Raw genomic sequence first — 20,046 nt, forward strand, 5'->3', positions numbered from 1 at the left:
GCAGGAACGAAGGCCCTCATCATACGACAGCGGGCCGCCCCGCCCTGCGCAACCTGCGCCTACTCTGGCGCGGGTTCGGAACGCCGCTGCGGGCCACGCTGGCGCACGCTGTCACGCACGTCCACGTCGAACTGCAGCTGCAGCATGCTGTCGTCATCCAACGCAACACCGAAGCCCAGGCCATCGCGGCAGGGCAGCCTCTCCGCTAGTGCTTGAACCGCTTCGCGTGGCAGCACCAACCGGCAGAATGTCCCGCCATCGAGCAGCACCGCCTGATCGCCCGCATGCAGCGACACGGCCGCGCCCCAGCCGCCACTCCCACCAAAGCGGGTCAGGTTCTCGACCGACTCGCCTGCCAGCAATCGTGCCAGTTCTTCCTCATCCACGCGCAGGCGCATCGATTGCTGTTGCAGCTGGACCTTCATGCTGTGATGGACTCCCACTCTGATGGCGTATTGCAGTTGAGCAGCAACGCCCGATCCTCGGGTGCCAATGGCAGCCGGGTCACGCCCAGGCGTTGCTGCAGGGCGCGCAGTGAGCGACGCGCCGTCGGATCCTCAATCAGCTCCTGCAGCACGCGGCGGCAATGATCATCGATCTGCAACCGCATCGGCAACGGTTCATCGTCGAACACCGTGCAGGCACGCGCTTGGTCGGCCTGCAGGCGCTGCAACAGCGCGGGTGTCACCCGCGGCGTATCGACCGGCACCACCCAGGCGGGGCCATCGGGCATCTGCATCGCCACACTGTAGAGGCCGCCCAGTGGGCCGCAGCGTGTGACCCGGTCCGGAATTCCGCCAAACACGGGATAGTCACCGCTCACCCACACCCGCCCGGCGCCCGCCTGCAACAACAGCCCCCGCATGTGTTCCAGCACTGTGCGGCCGTGCCAGGGCAGCAGCGCCTTGTCGCGGCCCATCCGGCTCGACAGGCCTCCGGCCAGCACGATGCCGTTGATGGTTCCATTCATGGTAGAGCCACGCCATGCGTGGCTGCGCCGGCCGGACTCATCGGGAAAGCCTCATCCACGCATGGCGTGGATCTACTGGACCCGACGCCTCTCGAAGGGCCCGGTCAATGCCCGTGGTCATGGGTGTGGTCGTGGGAGTGCGAAGCTTCGCTGTCCGCATGGCACAGGCTGCAACCTTCGCTCCACTGGCTGTCGCCGTCTTCGTAATGCTCCTGCTTCCAGATCGGGCACTGGTGCTTGACCACCTCGATCAACTGCCGGCAGGCGCGGAACGCCTCGTCACGGTGCGGGCTGCCGGCGGCCACCACCACCGCCACATCGCCGATGCCGAGCCGGCCCTTGGCATGGGCCACATACAGCTTCAGCTTCGGCCCGAACGTGGCTTCGACCTCGGCGGCCAGGCGCTTGAATTCGTTCAGCACCAGCGGTTCAAACAGATCGTAGGTGATCCCGGTCACCCGCCGGCCCACATTGACGTCGCGCACCTTGCCGATGAACACATCGATGCCGCCGAAGCCCGGATCGGAAACCGCCGCGATGCCCTCGGCCGGATCAATCGCCGCCTGCGCGCGGTCCACGACCTTGGCAATGATTGTCTCGCTCATCGCTCAGCCCCCGCTCACCGGCGGCAGGATCGCCACCCGGCCATCGTCGGGCAGCGCCTCGTGGTCGCGCAGCACGCGTTGCTGGTCGGCGAATGCCGAGTAATCCAGCAGGCCGGCACGGAAACCCGGCCAACGCACCGGCAGCAGCTCGCGCAGCGCCTGGCGCAGATCGGCCACGGTGCCACCGGCCACCTCCACCGCGATCTCACGGCTGGCATCCAGATCGGAAAACGCACCGAACAACTGCAGATTCACCTGTCTCATCATGGCTCCTGGCTCGCCAGCTGCACCGGGTCCTGATGACCCCAGCCCTGCACGCGCACCGGCGTGCCGGCAGCGGCCACGCCGCCCTCGCCTTCCAGCACCACCCAGGCGTTGGCCTGCAGCATGGACATCAAACGGAACGACTCCTGCCCAGCCAGCACGCGGGCACTCAGGCGGCCCTGCGCGTCCACTTCCACCCGCGCCCGCGCATGGAAGCGCAGGCCCGGCGGCATGCGCACGTCGGCCTGCAGCGGCAACGTCAACACCGGCTCCGGTGCCAGCCCCAGCAGGCGGCGCAGCACCGGTTCCACGAAGAAGCGCTGGCCCACCGCAGCCGACACCGGGTTGCCCGGCAGGCCGAAATACAGCGCCCCATTGGGCAGTACCGCGAACAGCAACGGCTTGCCGGGGCGGATCGCCACCTTGTGGAACACGATGCGCGCACCTCGGCCACGCAGCGCGTCGGGAATGAAATCGTAGCGGCCGGCCGACACCGCGCCGGTGCTGATCAACAGCTGCGCACCCGCGTCCAGCGCTGCATCGAGCACCGCATTGAACGCGGCCACGTCATCGCCCACCGTGCCCTGCCAGACCACCTCGGCACCGGCGGCCTGCAGGCGACTGACCAGGTACGGCCGGTTGCTGTCACGGATCTGCCCGGATTCCAGCGTCTGCGCCGCCTCGGTCACCAGTTCCTTGCCGGTGGCGATCACCGCAGCCCTCGGCCGTGCCACCACCGCCACTTCGCCCACGCCGATGGCATGCAGCAGGGTGCGCGCATTGATGTCCAGCACCTGCCCGGCCTGCAGCACGCGCTCGCCGTCGCTAACGTCTTCGCCACGCAGGCGCACGTTCTGGCCTGGCTTCACCGTGCCCTTCAGGGCAATGCGGGTCGGGCGTCCTTCTTCGCTGGCGAGGATCTCCACATTCTCGACCGGCACCACCGTATCCAGCCCGACCGGCATGCGCGCACCGGTCATAATTTCCCAGGCACCCTCGCCGCCGTCGGCGCCGGCATCGCCTGCTGCCTGCCAGCCCTGCACAGCGAACTCGGTACCGGCCTCGAACGTCGCGCCGTTGGCGCGCAGCGCGAAGCCGTCCATCGCCGAATTGTTGAACGGCGGCAGCGACTGCCCACTGATGATGTCACTGGCCAGGGTTCGGCCGCCGGCCTCATGCAGCGGCAGACGTTCGGCCGGCAGCGGCGTGGCCGCATCCAGCAGGTGCTGCAAGGCCTCGCTGTAGGCAATCATCAGTGGCCATCCCCCTCGACCATCGCCAGGGCGTGGCCCAGCACCGGCGCCAGGATGTCCAGGCACTGCGCCGCCGCCTTCGGGCTGCCGGGCAGCGCGAACACCAGCATGTTGCCCAGCTGCACCACCTCGGCGCGGCTCAGCCAGGCCATCGGCGTGTGCTGCGCACTCAGGGCCCGCACCATCTGCGCCAGGCCATGCACCGGCCGCGCGTTCAAGGAACGCAGCGCCTCCGGGGTCAGGTCGCGCGGGCCCAGCCCGGTACCGCCGGTGCACAGGCACAGGCGCACGCCCTCGGCGGCCAAGGCCTGCAGGCGGCTGGCCAACGGCTGGATGCCATCGGGCAGTACCTCGGCGGCCACCACCTCGCCACCCAGCTTTTTCAGGCCGGTCACCAGGGTCGGGCCGGATACATCCTCATAGGTGCCTTCGCTGGCGCGATCACTCAGCGTGATCACCGCGCAGGCGGCGCCCTCCAGGCCCTTCGGCGCACGCGGCTTGAAACGCGCGAGCTCGGCCTCGTCCATGCCATCCGGGTGCAGCCAGACCCCGCGCTTGCCGCCTTCCTTGAACAGCAGGCGGATGCCCTCGATGCTAAGTGCCGGCTCCACCGGCTTGCTCAGGTCGTACAGGGTCAGCAGCGCCGCGTTGACGCCGGCCAGTGCCTCCATCTCCACGCCGGTGCGCGCCTCGCTGGCGCACTCGCACCACACGCGGATCGCCTGCCGTTCCGGTACCGGCGCGCAGAACACCTGCACCAGTTCCAGCGGCAGCGGGTGGCACAGCGGCATCAGCATCGAGGCCATCTTGGCGCCCTGCAGGCCGGCAATCTCGGCCATCACCAGCGCATCGCCCTTGGGCAGGCGGCGCTCGACAATCAGCGGATAGGCCACCGGACCGGCATGCAGCTCGCCCACCGCCACCGCACGGCGGCGGCTGATGCGCTTGTTGCGCACATCGGCCATGTGGAAGGCCGCGTTCAATTCCCCACTCATCGTGTTGCTCATCCTCCGATGGAGGCCAGGTGCGGGGTCAGCCCGGTCTGGCCCTGGTGCAGTCCATGCCCGGCCGCTTTCAGGCCAAGCTGGGTGGTGATACGTGCCAGCAGCGCGTGGTGGTCATCGTCGCGCTGCAGCAGCGGGCGCAGCGGCACGCCGAACTCGCCGAACAGGCACAGCCGCAGGTCGCCCTTGGCGGTCACCCGCAGGCGGTTGCAGCCCTTGCAGAAGTCACGCGAATACGGGGCGATGATGCCGATGCTGCCGCGATGGTCGGGGTGGCCGAACTCGCGCGCCGGTCCGGCATCGGCCGCGCGCGGTCGCTCGTGCCAGCCCGCGGCGACCAACTGCTCGATCACCACGTCGGCGCGCAGGTGGTGGCGCTGGAAATAGGCTTCGTTGTCGCCGGTGCGCATAAGCTCGATGAAGCGCACGCTGAAGGGGCGGTCACGCAGGTAGTCCATCCACTGCGGCAGCTCGTCGTCGTTCAGGCCACGCAGCAGCACCGCGTTGAGCTTGATCGCCGGCAGGCCCAACGCCTGCGCCAGGGCCAGGCCCTGCTGGATCTCCGGCAGGCGGTCGTGCCCGGTGATGGTGTGGAAACGCTCGCGTTGCAGGCTGTCCATGCTGACGTTCAGCGCGGTCAGGCCGGCCCGGTGCCAGCCGGGCAGGCGCCGCGGCAGCAGCGTGCCATTGGTGGTGATGGCCACCTTTCGGATGCCCGGCACCGCCGCCACGGTGGCGATGATCTCGTCCAGATCCTTGCGCAGGCTGGGCTCGCCACCGGTCAGGCGGATCTTGCTCATCCCCAGCGCGGCAAAGGCCCGCACCAGGCGCGCGATTTCATCCACCTGCAGGAAGCGCGGGTGGCCATCGGCCTGGTAACCGTCGGGCAGGCAGTAGCTGCACCGGAAGTTGCAGGCTTCGGTGAGCGACAAGCGCAGGTACGGAAAGCTGCGTCCGAAGCTGTCGGTGAGTTGGCTCATGGCTGTTCCGCCTCCTGGTACCACCCTGCAGCCCTGCCCCTGAACGGGTTGTCGTCCCCAACCCGCAGAGTGCGCTGGGGCGTTGAAAGCGTCAACCCGTGAGCCACGCAGCCTGAATTGGCACTGCCTGTCGTGATAGGCCCTCCCCGCCCGGCCCGTTCGCCGTGACAACCTCGACCCCTGTCGCAGATTGCACGTTGCGGACGGATCACTACGCCAGCCAGCACTGGCGGGGCTTAACAGCGTAGGACAATGTCAACAGCGTCTCCAATCGAGTGATGTTTGCAACTCTTCTGATTGGCATTGCACAGCGCCAGGGGCTCAGATGGCGTGCCACCGGAAAAGGGTGGCCGGGCTTCGAACACCCGAGTTGATGTTGATGTATGCGCTTGCCAGCCGGCGCCACCCTAGCGTGGCGCCGGCTGGCAATCCGTCTGCCGGCTATGGCGGGCGGTGCGTGGGGGCCTTCGGGCCCGCCGGACTGACATCAACCCGGTGTTCGAACCACGTACCGTCCGCCACTTTTATGGGTGGCGGCTACCGATTGCCCTGCACGGAGCCTTGCCATGAACGAATCGGACTTCCCGCATCTGCACGCTTATCGCAACACCGCCGGCGACGACGGTTCGCCACCGGCTGCGCCTGCTGTGGACAGGAACACCTTCATTGCCAATCTCAACCGCATCGGCTCCGGTGCGGCGGCCGACGGACAACCCTGGCCGGAGCGGCATCAGCTGCCCGGTCGCTGCCTGGCCCTGGCCGATGCCGATTGCGCGTTGAATGGATTGCGGGTGGTGCTGGAAATGCTGTTGGCGGCCGAACGCACCCGTCAGAACGGCGAACCCGGGCAGTACGTGGGCGACCGCGTGATGGGGGTTGGTCATGGCCTGCCAGTCGTTGTGCGCCCAGGCGGTAGGGCGGTTGCAGCCCGAAGGGTGAATGCCATGTGCAACGGACTTCAGCGAGGATCGCCTCCCGCCCGACACGCCGTCGGCGCAGCCCCCTTGTCCGGGGGAACCGCGTGTACATTCCAGCGATCTGCCAAAGCGCGTTCGACGCGGAAAGAGAATGACCATGCCTCGGCGGGCATCTTCCCTTCAGAGAAGCCAATAGCTATCTCGAAGCGATCCAATCCGAGGTTCCCCGCCTCCAGTCCCGAGCCATCTTCCCGCTTCACTCCGATGTAGACGACAGGGCGTTTCACGTCCACCTTTGCCCTGGCAAGCTGGCGATCCAATTCAGCGCTGCCATCGAAGAACTGCATTCCTTCGTCCTTGGCGATAGAGCTGAGGGTCTGCTTGAACCGATTCACGCCCTCTTGGTCATGTACGCAGAACTGGATCATTTTGAAGGGTCGCTTCCCTAGAGCCCATGCGCCGCCAGAGAATCCAAGTCCCGCCCCAATCAGAAGTAGTGCTGTCAGGAGCTTCACCATCATCGAGGCCCAAGTATGCAGAGTGTGGCGGCCAACGGCACCGTGGGACCAAGGGTCACGAACCCAAGCACGCAGGACGGCTCTGTCGTTTGAGGCGGCAACCTACTGGTGAGGAAAACCTCGTCCGGGCTGAGGAATCTGGGCATCTGATGTCCTTCACTGTGTCCGCCATCGGCAGATGCTCGATCCGCCATGACTTGGCGTAGATGAGAATGACGCTTCCGGTCGAGCTGGTCTCGATACGGAAACACTTCAGACCGGACAGCGGATAGCCGACCGCCTTCCAACGATCAAGAAGATGAGTAAGCCCTGGTTCGTCGTCCTCGACCCTGGCGAACTCTATTCCCTCCTCGCCGAGTACGCCGAAGTTCATGAGCGCTGAGCACCCGTGGCGCCACACCATTCGAGCGCGTTGAGATCTTTCATCTACTGGAATCCCTCAAACCCATACAACGGAACGAACGAATCCCCGCCGCCATCATTGCTGCAGCGTGTACGGGGAATTTCTTCAGCCTCGCAACGCCCTACTTCACGCAAGACGCCTTCAAAGCGTGCCTAGCATGAGCTGATCCGACATTGGCCGACACCAGCTGATCGACGAGTTGACAAGAGATCCTCTGTTCCCCGTGCATAGGGACGACAAACAGATCCCCATTGTCCCTCACTGTGTCCAACGCAACCCAAACCCTCGCTTGCGCGTCTATAGAGAACCCGGCGAGCAGATGCCCGCCCCCTTCTTCATAGATCAGGTCGCCAACCGGCTGGCGTCTGTACTCCAGCTCGGCGCTTTGCAAAGCTGCATAAACCGGCTTCTCACCCAGCTCGCCTCGTTGGAGTTTGCGAAATGAAAATAGCGCCGCACCCGTGAGAAGGATGAAGAGCAACACGTAAATGAATCTCATGGACTAGATTGCCCATCAGAGCATCTGGGATGCGCGAGGACGCTCGCCGGTCACCGCTCCTGAAGCTCCCCAAGATTGAGATCCCGGGCATAGGACCGCCGACTACTGATCTGCACCGGCTTGGATGCGAACCTCCGGCCATCCCTGCATTCGACGGCGAATTGGTAGCTTCTGGGTTCCGGCCCTGCAACGACCATCATGGGGACCGAGAATGTGCTTCCAACCGGTTTCGACGAAACTACACCTTCGCCCTCCCCAAGCATGCTCAGCTCACAATTGAGAGCGCGAACGTCACCCTGACCTGGCGGCACGCTTCCCGAGACGCGCACGATCATATCGCCACCCAATGTTGCACAGCCGGCCAGAACCAGGCCGCCAACGACAGCGGCGACACACCCCACCCTTGGCATCCCCGAATCCTCAGTACGCACTGCGACATCTCACGCCGATAGCCGGTCAGGGACGCATCAACCTGATCAATAGAGACCCGCCATGATACGAATGTAGTCGTCGAGCGAATCCACCCGGCGATCGACTGCAATACCACGTTTTTTTGCGAGCGATTGAAGCTCGAATATCAACACCCCATACCCCGAGTCCCAACCATGAGCTTCACCGGGCGACAGTTCCTTCGAAAATCGATCTCCAGGACGGAGCTTCCCGGAGGGCAAACGAAGCTCGCCTGCAACATGCTCCAGCAGCTCCACTACGGTTTCCCGGTCCAGGCCACTCTCCGCATAGTATCGGTCATAGAAGCCAGTTGGCGACAGCGCCTCTCTTTCTCTCAGTTTGTCTTTCATTTCCATTCGCCTCTATCCACCGCCTGCGCTGCAGCCACAATAGACCATGGAGCCGATATCCCAGAACCCCTCCCATACAGTCGTCACCACAGCCACGCGCCCCAAAAGTCTGCCTGCCGAACTCCACGACGCTTGAACTGGACCGAATCGGCGTCCGTTTGCCGCCCGCTGCATCGCCTGCCCGGCTTGGGAACCCGCAGCATGCTGCCACGTCGTGGCATGGGGAGCAGCGCTGATGCCCGAGCCAGTGCTTCCAACTGCAGAATTGGCAGCAGCATTTGCCACCTGTGCGCCGGATGCGACTTCACCAGTTGTCGACGTACTCTCCGGCCCGCTAGCGCCAAGCTTGCCCCAGTCCCATCGCCTCTCCGAAACGCAATCGGCGAAGGTTGCCTGAAGCCCATGCGGATCATTTAGGGCAATCGGCATGGATCCAACATAGGCATAGGTGTTTACTCCACCTTCCAGCCCGATTGGATCACTCTGCGAGTACCGCCCCACCGCCGGGTCGTACTCGCGCTGGTAGTTGTAGAACAACCCACTCGCATCCGTCGCCTGCTGGCCCGGGAAGCGCAGTGCCAGCTCGAATGCCACACCATCGCCATCCGGATCAGCACTCGGAATCTGGTTGCCGAATACCTCGCTCTTGTTGCTCCACTCCCAGATCGCCACATCACGCACCGGATCGATCACCACGCGCGGCGTACCCAGATGATCCGGCTGCACGTAGGCCAGTGCCGGCACGCCGGTAACCGGCACATTGAGCAGCGCCACCGGATAGTTGTCCAACCAGATGGCCTGCTGCTGCGCCTGGCCCGTGGCCGAGTAGTTGCCCAGCCATTGCCCCGCCTCGTCATACAGGGTGATCTGAGCCGCGCCACCGGCCGGGGTACGCAGCACGCGCTCGCCGCGGTGGTTGTAAACGTAGCTCTCCAGTGTGGCGTTACCCTGCTTCACCGCGTTCATGCGGTTGGCATCGTTGTAGGTGAACGCCTTGCTGCCAATACTGGTGGTATTGCCCACTGCGTCATGGCTGCGTGCCTCGCCATCCACAGCAGTCAGGCGATGGCTGGTTGCGGGATAAGTGTAGCTGGCGGTGCCTGCCGAGGTGGTCAGCGCGGTGCGATTGCCGGTGGCGTCATAGGTATAGGTTTCGATCGGGGTGCCGGTCGTGCCGTCCTGGGTCTGGGTCAGGCGACCCAGCGCGTCATAGGCGTACTTGGCCAGCACCGTCGAGCCTGTGCCGTTCTTCAGCTCGGTGATCGAACCGACGGGATCGTAGCCATAGCCCAGCGACAGGCCACCGGCGGCCGGGTCATGCACCGCCTGCGGGCGGTAATCCAGATCCAGCGGACGCTGCAGCTGGCGGCCGTCATTCCTATGGCGGCCTGCTGGCCACGGAGTTTGCACGCCGCCATCCGGAGCGCCTGCAGGGCCTGGTGCTGGTGGACCCGGCCACGATGGGTCAGCGCCATGCGTTCAAGCAGGCCGACAGTGCCCGCGTGCAGGCAGACGATGCCCAGCTGCGGGCAATGCTGCCGCCGGCCATGGCCGCCGATTACGCCGTGCTGACCGAACAACTGGATGCACCCGGTGCGGAAACCCCGCGCACGATGCCGGACGTACCGGTGGCGCTGCTGACTGCAACGCGGCTGGCTGCCGAGCCGCTGTTCTTCGAGGAAACCGCAGGGGGCAAGGCGCTCTGGAAGGCACAGCACGTCCTGCTCTTCTCGGGGTTCACGCGCGGCACGCATCGCTACCTGGCGACCGGGCACACCCTCCAGCGCGAGGATCCTGCTGCGGTGGTGGCCGCGATTCAATCCGTCTCCGGCACCTTGAAGTAGCCGTTCCAGGCAACGGCCTTCCGGGTTGTCCCGGCTACTGCCCCCGCAGGCGCACCGCAAAATAGCGCGTCGGGGAAAGGCCAAGCGCCTTCTTGAACATGGTGATGAAGGCCGTCACCGACTCATAGCCCAGCGTCTCGGAAACGCGTTGCACGGGTGCACCACCGGCGAGTTCACGAATGGCGATGAGCAGATGCAGCTGCTGTCGCCAGCGCCCGAAGGACAAGCCCGTTTCCCGTTCGATGAGCCGGGTCAACGTGCGCTCGCCCAGGGCCAAGCGCACTGCCCACTGGCCGATGGTGCTGCGGTCTGCCGGATCCGCCGACAGCGCCGCCGCCAGCGCACGCACCTTCGGGTGATGGCTGACCGGCAGCGACAGATGCTCGGCCGGCATCTGCACCAGTTCGTCCAGCAGCACCCGCGCCAGCCGGTCGGTGTGGCTGCCATGCGGATAGTCCAGCGGCGCGTCGGCCAGGTGCAGGATCATCTCGCGCAGCATCGGGGAGATCGCCAGTGTCACGCACTGCGCTGCCAGGTCGACGATGCCGGGCTCGACGAACAGGTAGCACAGGCGCGCGTTGGCGGTGGCGCGGTTGCTGTGCGGCATGCCGCCCGGAATCCAGACGCCACACTGGGGCGGCACGATCCACAGCGCGTTGGCCACTTCGCAGGTCACCGCCCCATGCAGCGCAAGAATGAGCTGGCCCTTTCGATGCTCATGCACCGGAATTTCCGCGTCGTGCTCGGCCACCTGCAGGCGGCTGGCAACCGCCGGGCGATCGGTCTCGTCCGGGTCCAGGTCAAAGCCGGGGAGCGAAATGCGAGCCATTCTCACATTGACCGGTTTTAGCGATTGATTGTCATTGTAGCGAAATTCGCCAGTGCGGCCGATCACTAGCATGAGCCGCATGCACCTCCCCACACCTTTCCTTCCCCACCTGTTCCAGGCATTCGCCCGATTGAAAAGCCCTGCCCTCCGGACCGACCAGGAGGCGGTGCTTTTCTCGCTCAAATGCCTGCTCGCCGCGTCGCTGGGGCTGTATGTCTCCTTGCGAATCGGCCTGAATCGCCCGTTCTGGGTGATCGGGACGGTCTATCTGGTGTCGCAACCGCTGTCCGGGGCAACACTCAGCCGCGGCCTGTTCCGCCTGCTCGGTACCGTGGGCGGGGCCGTCGCCACCGTCGTGCTGGTGCCACGTTTCGCCAATGCACCCCTGGTGCTGAGCGCCGCGCTTGCGACCTGGATGGCGCTGTGCCTGTACCTGGCGATGCTCGACCGCACGCCACGTGCGTACGCGTTCCTGCTGGCCGGCTATACCACCAGCCTGATCGGGTTTCCTGCGGTGATGGTGCCGGCAGACGTGTTCACCATCGCCATCACGCGGGTGCAGGAAATCGCCATCGGCATCCTGGCGGCTACGCTGGTACATGGGCTGGTGCTGCCGCGCCGGGTCTCGATGCGCGTGCACGCGCGGGTTGCTGCCGTGCTGGATGACGCGGAACGATGGACACGCGACATGCGCGCCGGTGCATCGGACACGGTGCTGGCGACGGACCGCTCGAAAGTGGCCGCCGACCTGCTCGAGCTGCATGTGCTGTCGATCCACCTGCCCTTCGACAGCGCCCACGGCGTGGCCCAGGTGCAGATCCTGCGTGCTCTGCATGACCGGATGCTGGATGTACTGATGCTCTCCAGCGCGGTGGAAGATTCCCTCGCACGGCTGCGCTCATCACAGGCCAGCGCCATGGATTCGCCTGGCTGGCGCGAGCTGATGCAGACCGGCCTCGCCGCGCAACAGGCCGAGCTCGACCTCGCCCACGCCGACTGCCGCGTGCTGCAGGCACAACTATGCGCTGCCCGCCCCGACTGGCGCCGGCATGTACCTGCCCGCCTTGCCCGACATGCGCAGGGTGCGGTACTTCACCGGGATCATCGGCTTGCCCTGCGCAGCGCGCTGGGCGCGTTCGTCGGCATCCTGCTGAGCTGCGTTCTGTGGATCGTTACCGGCTGGTCGGAGGGCGCCACGGCGGTGTCCATCATCGGCACGGCGTGCGTGCTGTTCGGCACGATCGAAGCGCCTGCGCCGCATGTCATGCGCTATCTGGTGGGGTCGTCGATCGGCGTTGCCGTCGGCCTGCTCTACGGTCTGCTGATCTTCCCCGCGTTGTCCGATATCACCGGCCTGATTGCCGCGCTCGCGCCGGTGCTGCTGCTGTGCGGATCGTTCCTGGCCCGACCACCCTTCATCATGGCCGCCTTGGGCGTGGTGCTGACGTTTCCGCTCATCGCCGGCCTGGGTGCGACCAATACGGTCAACGTCGTCGGCGCACTCAACAACAGCGTTGCGTTGTTCATCGGTACGACGGTGGCATTGTGCAGCATGCAGTTGTTCCAGACCGCCGATGCGGGCCGCAACCGCGCTCGGCTGGAGCGTTCGATCCGTCGGGACATCGCACGACACGCCGCCGGACAAGGCGGCGTGGCCCGGGCCTGGCTCAGCCGCATGCTGGATCGAATCGGGCAGCTCGCTCCCCGGTTGCGGGGCGGTTCCAGTGCCGCAGACGACCTGCGGGCATTGTTTGCGGACGTGCGCGCGGTACGTGCATCCAACCAACTCCGCGCACTGGACAAGTGCCAGGACAACCCGCAGGTCCGGGCGCTTCATGCGGCACTGGTCGAACGCATCGCTGCACATTTCAGCGTACGCGCCCACTCGGCACGCAGTGTCGACATCCAACTTCTGGAACTGCTGGACCGCATGCACGAGGCCGCGACGGCCCGCAGCGGGGCTGATCGGGATCACCTGTTGCATCTGCTCTGCAGCCTGCGCCGCGACCTGCTGGTACCCGCGCTCACCCATCGGCACTGACCTCATGCTTCCTGATCTTTCCATTGATGGGGTGCTCATTCCAGCACTGCTCGCCGTGGCGGTGGCCGCGCTGGTGCTGTCGGTGCTGACCTCACGTCTGCTCGCCAGCCTGGGCCTGTACCGGTGGTTCGCCGCGCGGCCTCTGGTGGGCCTGTCCCTGGTCGTGATCCTGGCGGAGCTGATGATCCGGCTCGCGCCCCTGCTCGAGAAATGAAATGAAACACCTGCTTGCTGTCATCGGGCGCTGGAGCGCCACACTGGGCGTGTGCGCACTTGCTGCCGTCGCCGCGCTTTCCCTCTGGAGTCGTTACGAAATGCGCCCGTGGACGCGGGACGGGCGGGTGCGCGCCGATGTGGTGCGCGTTGCATCAGACATGGGGGGGCTGGTGACCCAGGTGCGGGTGCACGACAACCAGCGGGTCAGCGCCGGACAACTGCTGCTGGTGCTGGATCAACCGCGCTTCGCTGCCGCACTTGAGAAGGCCGACGCAGCGGTCAGCAGCGCACGCGCCACGCTGGCGCTGGCCCGCCGCGAATCGACGCGGGACAACGCACTGGGCAACCTGGTCGCCTCGGAAACACGCGAACGCAATGCGGCCAAGGTCGATACCGAGCTGGCCGCCCTGGCGCAGGCACGGGCCGAACAGCGCGTTGCCCAGCTCAACGTGCAACGCACCGAGGTACGCGCGAGTACCGATGGCATCGTCACCAACCTGGACCTGCATGCCGGCGACTACCTGCAGCCAGGCGCGCAGGCGCTGGCGCTGATCGACACCGGCAGCCTGCGTATCGAGGGCTACTTCGAGGAAACCAAGCTGGGCTGCATCACCGAGGGCGATGCCGCGGTAGCGCGGCTGATGGGCGACGCCCGCGATGTCCGCGGACACGTGGAGACCATCGCCGCCGGCATTGCCGACGATCAGCGCTCGAGCACGCACAACCTGCTGCCTGCCGTGGCACCGACCTATACCTGGGTGAGGCTGGCCCAGCGCATCCCGGTACGCATCCGTATCGACGATGCGCCGGCGGATACCCGCCTGATCGTGGGTCGCACCGCGAGTGTCACCATCACGCCCTCGGCACAGGGAGCCTGCAAGTGAGCGTGCGAACAGTACGTGGTGGGCTGCTTGCCCTGCTGCTGCCCCTGACGGCCTGCGTGTCCGGCCCCGACTATCAGCTGCCTGCGAATGCCATCGCGGCCTCCCCCCAGGCGGCGCGGGCGTTCATCTCGGGCCAGGACGCATCGTTCAGCCGCGACGTGCCACCGGATCGGTGGTGGCAACTGTATGGCGACCCCCAGCTTGACGCCTACGTACGCGAAGCACTGGCAGCCAATACCGATCTGCGCGCCGCCGAGGCCAACCTCCGGCGCGCCAGCGCCACCGTGCTGGAGTACCGCGCGCGCGGGGCCGTGCAAGCCGACGTGGATGCATCGGGCACGCTCACCCATGCCGGTGGCTACACCCAGGCGTCGGCCGCGCCGCAGTCGTATGCGCTGGGCCTTCACCTCTCCTATCCACTGGATCTTGCAGGTGGCATCCGACGCGGCATCGAAGCCGCCAACGCGGACGCGGAGGCCGTCGCTGCGGCACGGGACCAGGTCCGCGTGGTCGTCGCTGCGGCCGTCACCCGGGCCTATCTCCAGGTGTGCACCCGCAATCACACGCTCACTGCAACCCGACAGGTGCTGGCGATACAGCACGCCACGCTGGAGGCAACCCGTCGCCTGGCTGCAGGCGGGCGTGGAACGGACTTCGATGTCAGCCGTGCCGGCGCCGCGGTCAACCGCAGCGCGGCGGCGGTACCGCACCTGCTGGCGGAGCGCCAGGCCGCACTGTTCGAGCTGGCCGCACTGATGGGCAGGGTCCCGGCAGACTATCCCAGGGAGGCGGAAGCCTGCCCCCAGCCCCCTGAGCTGGAGCAGGCGCTGCCGGTCGGTGACGGCTGGCAGCTGCTCCAGCGGCGCCCCGACATACGTGCCGCCGAGCGCAGCCTTGGGGCGGCCACGGCGATGATCGGCGTAGAGACCGCAGACCTTTATCCGCGGGTCACCTTGGGCGGGTCCCTGGGTACAGCGGGCACGCGGCGTCAGCTGCTTTCGGCCGACGGTTTCGGGGTGAGCGTCGGGCCACTGCTGTCATGGCACTGGCCCAACCGCCGCGTGGCCAAGGCCCGCATCGCGGCGGCCGGCGCCAATGCAGAGGCCACTCTTGCTTCTTTCGACGGCGTGGTGCTGCAGGCCCTGCGCCAGACCGAGACCGCGCTTTCTGCCTGCACGCAGGAGCTTGAACGCGAGCGCAGCCTGGCGCAGGCGCGTGGGGATGCAGAGCGGGCCGCCGGGCAGGCACAGCAACTGTACCGTTACGGCAGGATCGATTTCCTCGACGTGCTTTCGGCCCAGGCCGCGCTGGCAGATGCGGAGTCCGCACTGGCCGCCTCGCGCGCGCAGCGGGTCGACCGTCAGATGGATGTGTTCCTGTCACTGGGGGGCGGTTGGGCTGGAGGGGCCGTCGCCGTTGGTGCGGCCCGCTGAGATCGTCTTCGCAGCCGCAGCCGCCCCCCGATCTGTTCATGAAAGCCCTGTCCACACCCGTATTCATTCACACAGCCTGCCCTATATTCGCGCTCACAGCGCCGCATATCGCGGCCATGACGGAGGCATCCCGATGACATCCATACGTCTTCTTGCCATTGCCGTGGGCTCGGCCGCAGCACTCGCCGTAGCGCCAGCCTTCGCCGATCCGCCGCACCATGCCCGCGGCAACGGCCCGCCGCCGCATGCAGGCGGCCCGCACCACCGCGATGCGCCGCCGCCGGGTTGGCAGAAGAAGGCCTGGCGTCGTGGCGAGCGCCTGCCCTGGGCCGAAGTGGACCGCCGCTACTGGGTAGACGATTACGCCCGCTATCACCTGCGCGAGCCGGGCCGCGACCGGCGCTGGGTGCGCCAGTCCGACAACGAGTACCTGTTGGTGGAGATCGCCACCGGCTTGATCGTCGACGCCCTGCATCGTTGAAGCGACCTGCAACGTCCCACGCGGAGCGATCTGCCTCGGTGCAGACACCTTACGACCGGGGCCGCCCCGGTCGGCGGTGTCTGCGCCCACGGCGCCCCGCCCGCCTTCGCGGCCCGCCATGCAGGCCCTCCCGCAGCGCGATATACCCGCACATCAGCGCCGTGGCAAATAGCCCCATCGCCACCAGTATTTCGAATCCCCGATCACCAAAGAGCAGGCGGATGGAGGTCTCCAGTGAGCACAGCCTGCCGCAGCGCAGGCCGTGCTCGTTGAAGCCATGGATGAGCACCAGTACGCCCATCAGCCCGCACCACGCCATCAGGGCCAGGCTTGCGATGAAGATGAAAGGTCGATGGATACGCATGCGCTCGTCGCGGTCTTCTACGGTGATGTCCAGCGCGACGTTGCGAGCACGCGATCGGAAGCATCCAGCTCTACCGACCAGGCTTGGGTATCCAGGCGCAGCCGGTTCTCATACCACCATCGCTGCGCACAGCGACCACTGCATCCACGGCTGGCATAGCGGGTAAAGGGAGCACCGGCGTGCTCCACCACGTCAGGGTGCCCCAGCGCCCGCAGTACCTCGGCCCTGCTCGCCCCGACCGGGACCGAGGCAAGCGCGTGGGAATGCCACGCCGAGATCGCCGAGCAACCGGCCACGTACGCCACGAACAGCCCGACCAGCCCCCACATCAGTGTCCTCATTGACAGATCCCCTCCTGCGCCGCGCGCCCGCGCATCATCCGCGCAGACGCTCTTCGACGTCAAACCCCAACGACAAGCGGACCTGTTGCAGCGCCCGGCAACCGTGCTAGCGTGCGCCGACCGATGATTCAGGATGAACGCAGGGACACCCGTCGATGGCAGGCAAGCGCCGGAAGGACAGGATCACGCAGGAGCACGGTCTGTTCGTGAAGCGGTACGGGCCCAAGGGCGGCGCCATGCCAAATCCAGCGACCGGCCCTGCGACTGGAACTGCGAGAGCGGCTCAAGCGTCTGGCGCCAGAAGAGCGGGTCAGGATGCTCTCCGGTGAGGACGACAACGATGATCAGCCCTGGAGGAGTGATCCGGCGCGCCATCTTCGTGACGCCCTGCAGTGTACTCTGCGCCTGCGGCCTGGTGATGGACAGTTCGTTCGACACGCTTCGCGAGGCGCTCGATTCCGACATGGTGAACAAGGGACGGATTCCCGGCTGGGTGCCGCAAGCGGCGACCGACCTGCGGGAGGTACATGACCTCGACTCGAACACCAGCGCGCTGGCCTTCACCAAACCCCCTGCGGTATCACTGCAGCTGCCTGCGGATTGCCAGGCAACGACATTCAGAAGCAGCGATCCTGTTGCGTTCGATCGATACTGGTGGCCGGGCGACTGGACGCTCAAGTCGTCGTACCGCGTCTTTCGCTGCGCGCCCGAATCCGGAAAATCAGTCTTCGTCGCCATCAACAGGACCGAAGACCACGTGCTCTTCTGGCGAACCTACGCGCGGTGATGCGCCAGCGCCCCCCTATTCCTCCCCAGGACCCCATGATGCCCAACGCACGAGCACGCTTCGCTGCCCTCGCCCTCTTCCTCCCGGCGTGCTTGCCGGCCTACGCCGCAAAGGACGCCCCTGCCGACGTCGAGGCGATCAAACAGGTGGTCGAGTCCTTCCGCACCTCGCTGATCAACAAGGACAAGCCGACCTACATGAGCCTGTTCTTCTCTGATAAACCGGAAGACATCGGCTGGCAGTACGTTTCCGAGGATATGCGCCTGCAGGACATCCGCAGGGCCAAGCCCGATGCGATCAAGGCACGGCGGATTCCCGCCAATAACTTCATTGCACTGATCGACGGGGCGGTGGCCTCGCCGAAGCCGAAAGAAGAGACATTCTCCAACACGAAGATCGAGACGGATGGCGATGTGGCCTCGGTGTCGTTCGACTACAGCTTCCACGACGATGGGGTGAAGACCAACTGGGGCAAGGAAATGTGGCAGCTGATCCGCACCGAACAAGGCTGGAAGATCTTTTCGGTGGTCTATTCGATCCGCGATTCACGCAGTCCGGACGAGTAAAGCTGGATGGCGGCGAGCGCCGATTGCGATCCATTCAGCCAGCGCATTGGCAATCAGCCAGTGATCGGGCAGAGTTCGGCCACGCGCAAGGACGCATGCCATGACCCGCCTGCTGATCATCGAAGACAACCCCGAGCTGGTTGCCAACCTGTATGCCTTCTTTGAACCGCTGGGCTACGTGCTGGACGACGCCCGCGACGGCGCCAGCGGACTGCGCCGGGCCACGCAGCACGACTACGACGCCATCCTGCTGGACCTGATGCTGCCGCGCCTGGACGGCATGACGCTGTGCCAGAAGCTGCGCCAGGAGTTCCAGAACCCGGTGCCGATCCTGATGCTGACCGCGCGCGACCCGGTGGATGACCGGGTGCAGGGCCTCGCCCTGGGCGCGGATGACTACCTGGTCAAGCCGTGCTCGCTGAAGGAACTGGACGCGCGGATCAAGGCCCTGGTACGACGCGCGCAGGGCCGCCAGGTCGACAGCGTGCTGGCGTGGAAGGACCTGCAGGTGGACACGCGCTCGCCACAGGCCTGGCGGCAAGGCCGTTGCATCGCGCTGACGCCCACGTCGCACAAGCTGCTGATGTGCCTGGTGCGTGCGGCGCCCGCGGTGGTCCGCAAGCAGGAGATGGAGTATCTGGTCTGGGGCGACGAACCACCGGACAGCGGCGCGCTGCGAACCCACATCCATGAGCTGCGCCTGCTGGTGGACCGCAGCTTCGACACCGCGCTGATCACCACGGTACACAGCGTCGGCTGGCGCATGCAGGCGTGAGCCCTGCGTCCCTCTACCGCCGCCTGAGCCTGCGCACTCGCATCACGATCTCGTTCGTGCTGTTGATGGCCGGTGCCATGGGGTTCATCGTGCTGGCCGAGCAGGTCGACTACGACCAGGTCCGGGCCGCCGTCGTTGCGCGGACCCAGCACAGCGAAGTGCAGCGGCTGCAGGCCGCGCTGGCCCGGGGCCAACGCCCCGCCCTGCCAGCGGGGACCCGGTTGTACGATGCCGATGACGTGCCCGCTGTGCTGCGCCAGTACGGCCCGGGCCATCACGGCGAAGAGGCGCCCAACGAGTGGCACCTGAGCGTCTTCGACAGCGGCGGCCAGCGCTACTACCTGCTGCAGGACGCAGCGCACTATGCCTATCTGGAACATCTGATCAATGCCTTCGCCGCGCTGGTCATTTCGATCTGCGTGCTCGGTGCCTTCCTGATCGGCCGCAAGGTCGCGACCCACGTCATCGCGCCCATCACCCGATTGGCCGATGCGGTGCAGGACGGCCACAAGCCCTTTCCCTACCAGGACGCACGCGATGAGATCGGCGTGCTCGCGCGCGCCTTTGCCCGCCATAGTGACGAGCTCGAACGGTTCCTGCAGCGCGAACAGTGTTTCAGCGGCGACGCCAGCCACGAGTTGCGCACGCCCTTGGCCATCATCGGTGGTGCTGCCGAGACACTGGCCTGCCAGTTGCCGCCCGACAGCCACCTGGTTCCCAGCGCCGAGCGCATCCTGCGCACCACCCAGGAGATGCAGCGCCAGCTGTCCTGCCTGCTGCTGCTCTCGCGTGCCCCCGGCACCGTGCCGCGCAATGAAGTGGCCCTGCGCCCGTTGATCGAAGCCTGCATGGAGCGCTGCCAGCCCTGGCTTTCCGGCAAGCCCGTGATCGTTGCGTTTGATGCCCGGCATGACGCCGTGCTGTTCACCAACGCGGATCTGGCGCACAGCATCCTGTGGAATCTGCTGCGCAACGCCTGCCAGTACACCGAAAACGGCGAAGTGCGGATCACCCTCCACGACACCGCGCTCATCGTCGCTGACACCGGGCCCGGCCTGCCCTCCAGCATCGATCCACGGCAGTTCCAGCGCTTCGTGCCCAGTGGCGTGCACAGTGGCGAAGGGCTGGGGCTGTCGATCGTGCAGCGGATCGTCGAGCATCTGGGCTGGACGATGACCGTGGAATCCACCGGGCAGGGGTGCCGCTTCACCCTGCGCTGGCCCTGCCCCCGCATCTGACGGATTCCTGACATCGGGCTGCACATGCTCGGGG

The 20,046-nt window shown here is 66.1% G+C and carries 21 protein-coding genes and 3 pseudogenes; 11 read left to right on the forward strand and 13 right to left on the reverse strand.

Annotated features, from left to right (window positions below):
* Window positions 1–59: 59 nt before the first annotated feature.
* The 7 genes from AC5P9C_RS07345 to moaA all read right to left on the reverse strand — a co-directional run bounded on the left by AC5P9C_RS07345 (window position 60) and on the right by moaA (window position 5,076).
* Window positions 60–425, reverse strand: a complete 366-nt coding sequence (locus tag AC5P9C_RS07345; protein ID WP_343541640.1) for a hypothetical protein — start codon at window positions 423–425, stop codon at window positions 60–62.
* Window positions 422–970, reverse strand: a complete 549-nt coding sequence (mobA, locus tag AC5P9C_RS07350; protein ID WP_150826744.1) for a molybdenum cofactor guanylyltransferase — start codon at window positions 968–970, stop codon at window positions 422–424. Before mobA ends, AC5P9C_RS07345 begins: the two co-directional genes overlap by 4 nt.
* A gap of 104 nt (window positions 971–1,074) precedes the next feature.
* Entirely contained in the window at window positions 1,075–1,575 is a 501-nt protein-coding gene (locus AC5P9C_RS07355; protein ID WP_049437589.1) for a molybdenum cofactor biosynthesis protein MoaE, read from the reverse strand.
* Between the two features lie 3 nt (window positions 1,576–1,578).
* On the reverse strand, window positions 1,579–1,839 hold the full coding sequence (locus AC5P9C_RS07360; RefSeq protein ID WP_053463023.1) for a MoaD/ThiS family protein: 261 nt from the start codon (window positions 1,837–1,839) through the stop codon (window positions 1,579–1,581).
* Window positions 1,839–3,092, reverse strand: coding sequence for a molybdopterin molybdotransferase MoeA (locus AC5P9C_RS07365; RefSeq protein ID WP_343541643.1), 1,254 nt, complete (start codon window positions 3,090–3,092; stop codon window positions 1,839–1,841). The genes AC5P9C_RS07360 and AC5P9C_RS07365 overlap by 1 nt, the downstream gene beginning before the upstream one ends.
* Entirely contained in the window at window positions 3,092–4,087 is a 996-nt protein-coding gene (gene moaCB / locus AC5P9C_RS07370; protein ID WP_343541644.1) for a bifunctional molybdenum cofactor biosynthesis protein MoaC/MoaB, read from the reverse strand. Before moaCB ends, AC5P9C_RS07365 begins: the two co-directional genes overlap by 1 nt.
* 8 nt (window positions 4,088–4,095) lie before the next feature.
* Window positions 4,096–5,076: a GTP 3',8-cyclase MoaA gene (moaA, locus tag AC5P9C_RS07375; RefSeq protein ID WP_343541646.1), complete on the reverse strand. Its 981-nt coding sequence runs from the start codon at window positions 5,074–5,076 to the stop codon at window positions 4,096–4,098.
* Window positions 5,077–5,642: 566 nt separating this feature from the next.
* Here moaA and AC5P9C_RS07380 point away from each other — a divergent pair.
* Window positions 5,643–6,015: pseudogene (locus AC5P9C_RS07380) on the forward strand (hypothetical protein).
* Window positions 6,016–6,034: 19 nt separating this feature from the next.
* On the opposite strand, the gene AC5P9C_RS07385 reads toward AC5P9C_RS07380, so the two are convergent.
* From AC5P9C_RS07385 to AC5P9C_RS07395, 3 genes and pseudogenes are all read right to left on the reverse strand, one after another.
* Window positions 6,035–6,514 carry a hypothetical protein gene (locus AC5P9C_RS07385; protein ID WP_231353097.1) on the reverse strand — a complete coding sequence of 160 codons (480 nt, stop codon included), beginning with the start codon at window positions 6,512–6,514 and terminating at the stop codon, window positions 6,035–6,037.
* A 1,375-nt stretch (window positions 6,515–7,889) separates the two neighbouring features.
* Window positions 7,890–8,213: a hypothetical protein gene (locus tag AC5P9C_RS07390; protein WP_152983858.1), complete on the reverse strand. Its 324-nt coding sequence runs from the start codon at window positions 8,211–8,213 to the stop codon at window positions 7,890–7,892.
* Between the two features lie 387 nt (window positions 8,214–8,600).
* Window positions 8,601–9,587: pseudogene (locus AC5P9C_RS07395) on the reverse strand (RHS repeat-associated core domain-containing protein); the annotation flags it as partial.
* On the opposite strand from AC5P9C_RS07395, the pseudogene AC5P9C_RS07400 reads away from it, so the two are divergent.
* Window positions 9,566–10,057 (forward strand): annotated as a pseudogene (locus AC5P9C_RS07400) (alpha/beta fold hydrolase); the annotation flags it as partial. The pseudogenes AC5P9C_RS07395 and AC5P9C_RS07400 overlap by 22 nt on opposite strands.
* A 34-nt stretch (window positions 10,058–10,091) precedes the next feature.
* Here AC5P9C_RS07400 and AC5P9C_RS07405 read toward each other — a convergent pair.
* Window positions 10,092–10,886: an AraC family transcriptional regulator gene (locus AC5P9C_RS07405; RefSeq protein WP_164688966.1), complete on the reverse strand. Its 795-nt coding sequence runs from the start codon at window positions 10,884–10,886 to the stop codon at window positions 10,092–10,094.
* A gap of 70 nt (window positions 10,887–10,956) precedes the next feature.
* Between AC5P9C_RS07405 and AC5P9C_RS07410 the strand changes: the two genes are divergently transcribed.
* The 5 genes from AC5P9C_RS07410 (at window position 10,957) to AC5P9C_RS07430 (ending at window position 15,941) form a co-directional block, all read left to right on the forward strand.
* Window positions 10,957–12,927, forward strand: a complete 1,971-nt coding sequence (locus AC5P9C_RS07410) for an FUSC family protein (RefSeq protein ID WP_343543174.1) — start codon at window positions 10,957–10,959, stop codon at window positions 12,925–12,927.
* Window positions 12,928–12,931: 4 nt separating this feature from the next.
* The gene (locus tag AC5P9C_RS07415; RefSeq protein WP_343543172.1) at window positions 12,932–13,141 is read left to right on the forward strand and encodes a DUF1656 domain-containing protein; all 210 of its coding nucleotides are present in this window, start codon (window positions 12,932–12,934) and stop codon (window positions 13,139–13,141) included.
* 1 nt (window position 13,142) lies between these two features.
* Entirely contained in the window at window positions 13,143–14,027 is an 885-nt protein-coding gene (locus tag AC5P9C_RS07420) for an HlyD family secretion protein (protein ID WP_197640332.1), read from the forward strand.
* Window positions 14,024–15,460, forward strand: a complete 1,437-nt coding sequence (locus tag AC5P9C_RS07425; RefSeq protein WP_343543170.1) for an efflux transporter outer membrane subunit — start codon at window positions 14,024–14,026, stop codon at window positions 15,458–15,460. Before AC5P9C_RS07420 ends, AC5P9C_RS07425 begins: the two co-directional genes overlap by 4 nt.
* A gap of 133 nt (window positions 15,461–15,593) precedes the next feature.
* Entirely contained in the window at window positions 15,594–15,941 is a 348-nt protein-coding gene (locus tag AC5P9C_RS07430) for an RcnB family protein (protein ID WP_019659905.1), read from the forward strand.
* 49 nt (window positions 15,942–15,990) lie between these two features.
* Here AC5P9C_RS07430 and AC5P9C_RS07435 read toward each other — a convergent pair whose 3' ends face one another.
* Together AC5P9C_RS07435 and AC5P9C_RS07440 are read right to left on the reverse strand one after the other, a co-directional pair.
* Window positions 15,991–16,305 (reverse strand): hypothetical protein, encoded by a 315-nt coding sequence (locus tag AC5P9C_RS07435; RefSeq protein WP_049439423.1) that lies wholly within the window; start codon window positions 16,303–16,305, stop codon window positions 15,991–15,993.
* A gap of 17 nt (window positions 16,306–16,322) precedes the next feature.
* A complete protein-coding gene (locus AC5P9C_RS07440) occupies window positions 16,323–16,646 on the reverse strand; it encodes a hypothetical protein (RefSeq protein ID WP_136092954.1) in 324 nt (107 codons plus the stop codon).
* 340 nt (window positions 16,647–16,986) lie between these two features.
* Here AC5P9C_RS07440 and AC5P9C_RS07445 point away from each other — a divergent pair, with 340 nt between their 5' ends.
* The 4 genes from AC5P9C_RS07445 (at window position 16,987) to AC5P9C_RS07460 (ending at window position 20,012) form a co-directional block, all read left to right on the forward strand.
* The gene (locus tag AC5P9C_RS07445) at window positions 16,987–17,433 is read left to right on the forward strand and encodes a YbbD-related protein (protein ID WP_343543231.1); all 447 of its coding nucleotides are present in this window, start codon (window positions 16,987–16,989) and stop codon (window positions 17,431–17,433) included.
* A gap of 35 nt (window positions 17,434–17,468) precedes the next feature.
* A complete protein-coding gene (locus AC5P9C_RS07450) occupies window positions 17,469–17,999 on the forward strand; it encodes a nuclear transport factor 2 family protein (RefSeq protein ID WP_343543229.1) in 531 nt (176 codons plus the stop codon).
* A 100-nt stretch (window positions 18,000–18,099) separates the two neighbouring features.
* Complete coding sequence (locus tag AC5P9C_RS07455; protein WP_053463016.1) at window positions 18,100–18,774, forward strand: response regulator transcription factor; 675 nt, start codon at window positions 18,100–18,102, stop codon at window positions 18,772–18,774.
* Window positions 18,771–20,012, forward strand: coding sequence for a sensor histidine kinase (locus tag AC5P9C_RS07460; protein WP_343543227.1), 1,242 nt, complete (start codon window positions 18,771–18,773; stop codon window positions 20,010–20,012). Before AC5P9C_RS07455 ends, AC5P9C_RS07460 begins: the two co-directional genes overlap by 4 nt.
* Window positions 20,013–20,046 lie beyond the last annotated feature (34 nt).

Source organism: Stenotrophomonas sp. YJH_SMC_10 (assembly GCF_059371555.1).

Coding starts and splice junctions, on each gene's coding strand:
- AC5P9C_RS07345 (WP_343541640.1), bottom strand. CDS start 425: ATGAAGGTCCAGCTGCAACAGCAATCGATGCGCCTGCGCGTGGATGAG.
- mobA (WP_150826744.1), bottom strand. CDS start 970: ATGAATGGAACCATCAACGGCATCGTGCTGGCCGGAGGCCTGTCGAGC.
- AC5P9C_RS07355 (WP_049437589.1), bottom strand. CDS start 1,575: ATGAGCGAGACAATCATTGCCAAGGTCGTGGACCGCGCGCAGGCGGCG.
- AC5P9C_RS07360 (WP_053463023.1), bottom strand. CDS start 1,839: ATGAGACAGGTGAATCTGCAGTTGTTCGGTGCGTTTTCCGATCTGGAT.
- AC5P9C_RS07365 (WP_343541643.1), bottom strand. CDS start 3,092: ATGATTGCCTACAGCGAGGCCTTGCAGCACCTGCTGGATGCGGCCACG.
- moaCB (WP_343541644.1), bottom strand. CDS start 4,087: ATGAGTGGGGAATTGAACGCGGCCTTCCACATGGCCGATGTGCGCAAC.
- moaA (WP_343541646.1), bottom strand. CDS start 5,076: ATGAGCCAACTCACCGACAGCTTCGGACGCAGCTTTCCGTACCTGCGC.
- AC5P9C_RS07385 (WP_231353097.1), bottom strand. CDS start 6,514: ATGATGGTGAAGCTCCTGACAGCACTACTTCTGATTGGGGCGGGACTT.
- AC5P9C_RS07390 (WP_152983858.1), bottom strand. CDS start 8,213: ATGAAAGACAAACTGAGAGAAAGAGAGGCGCTGTCGCCAACTGGCTTC.
- AC5P9C_RS07405 (WP_164688966.1), bottom strand. CDS start 10,886: ATGGCTCGCATTTCGCTCCCCGGCTTTGACCTGGACCCGGACGAGACC.
- AC5P9C_RS07410 (WP_343543174.1), top strand. CDS start 10,957: ATGAGCCGCATGCACCTCCCCACACCTTTCCTTCCCCACCTGTTCCAG.
- AC5P9C_RS07415 (WP_343543172.1), top strand. CDS start 12,932: ATGCTTCCTGATCTTTCCATTGATGGGGTGCTCATTCCAGCACTGCTC.
- AC5P9C_RS07420 (WP_197640332.1), top strand. CDS start 13,143: ATGAAACACCTGCTTGCTGTCATCGGGCGCTGGAGCGCCACACTGGGC.
- AC5P9C_RS07430 (WP_019659905.1), top strand. CDS start 15,594: ATGACATCCATACGTCTTCTTGCCATTGCCGTGGGCTCGGCCGCAGCA.
- AC5P9C_RS07435 (WP_049439423.1), bottom strand. CDS start 16,305: ATGCGTATCCATCGACCTTTCATCTTCATCGCAAGCCTGGCCCTGATG.
- AC5P9C_RS07440 (WP_136092954.1), bottom strand. CDS start 16,646: ATGAGGACACTGATGTGGGGGCTGGTCGGGCTGTTCGTGGCGTACGTG.
- AC5P9C_RS07445 (WP_343543231.1), top strand. CDS start 16,987: ATGATCAGCCCTGGAGGAGTGATCCGGCGCGCCATCTTCGTGACGCCC.
- AC5P9C_RS07450 (WP_343543229.1), top strand. CDS start 17,469: ATGATGCCCAACGCACGAGCACGCTTCGCTGCCCTCGCCCTCTTCCTC.
- AC5P9C_RS07455 (WP_053463016.1), top strand. CDS start 18,100: ATGACCCGCCTGCTGATCATCGAAGACAACCCCGAGCTGGTTGCCAAC.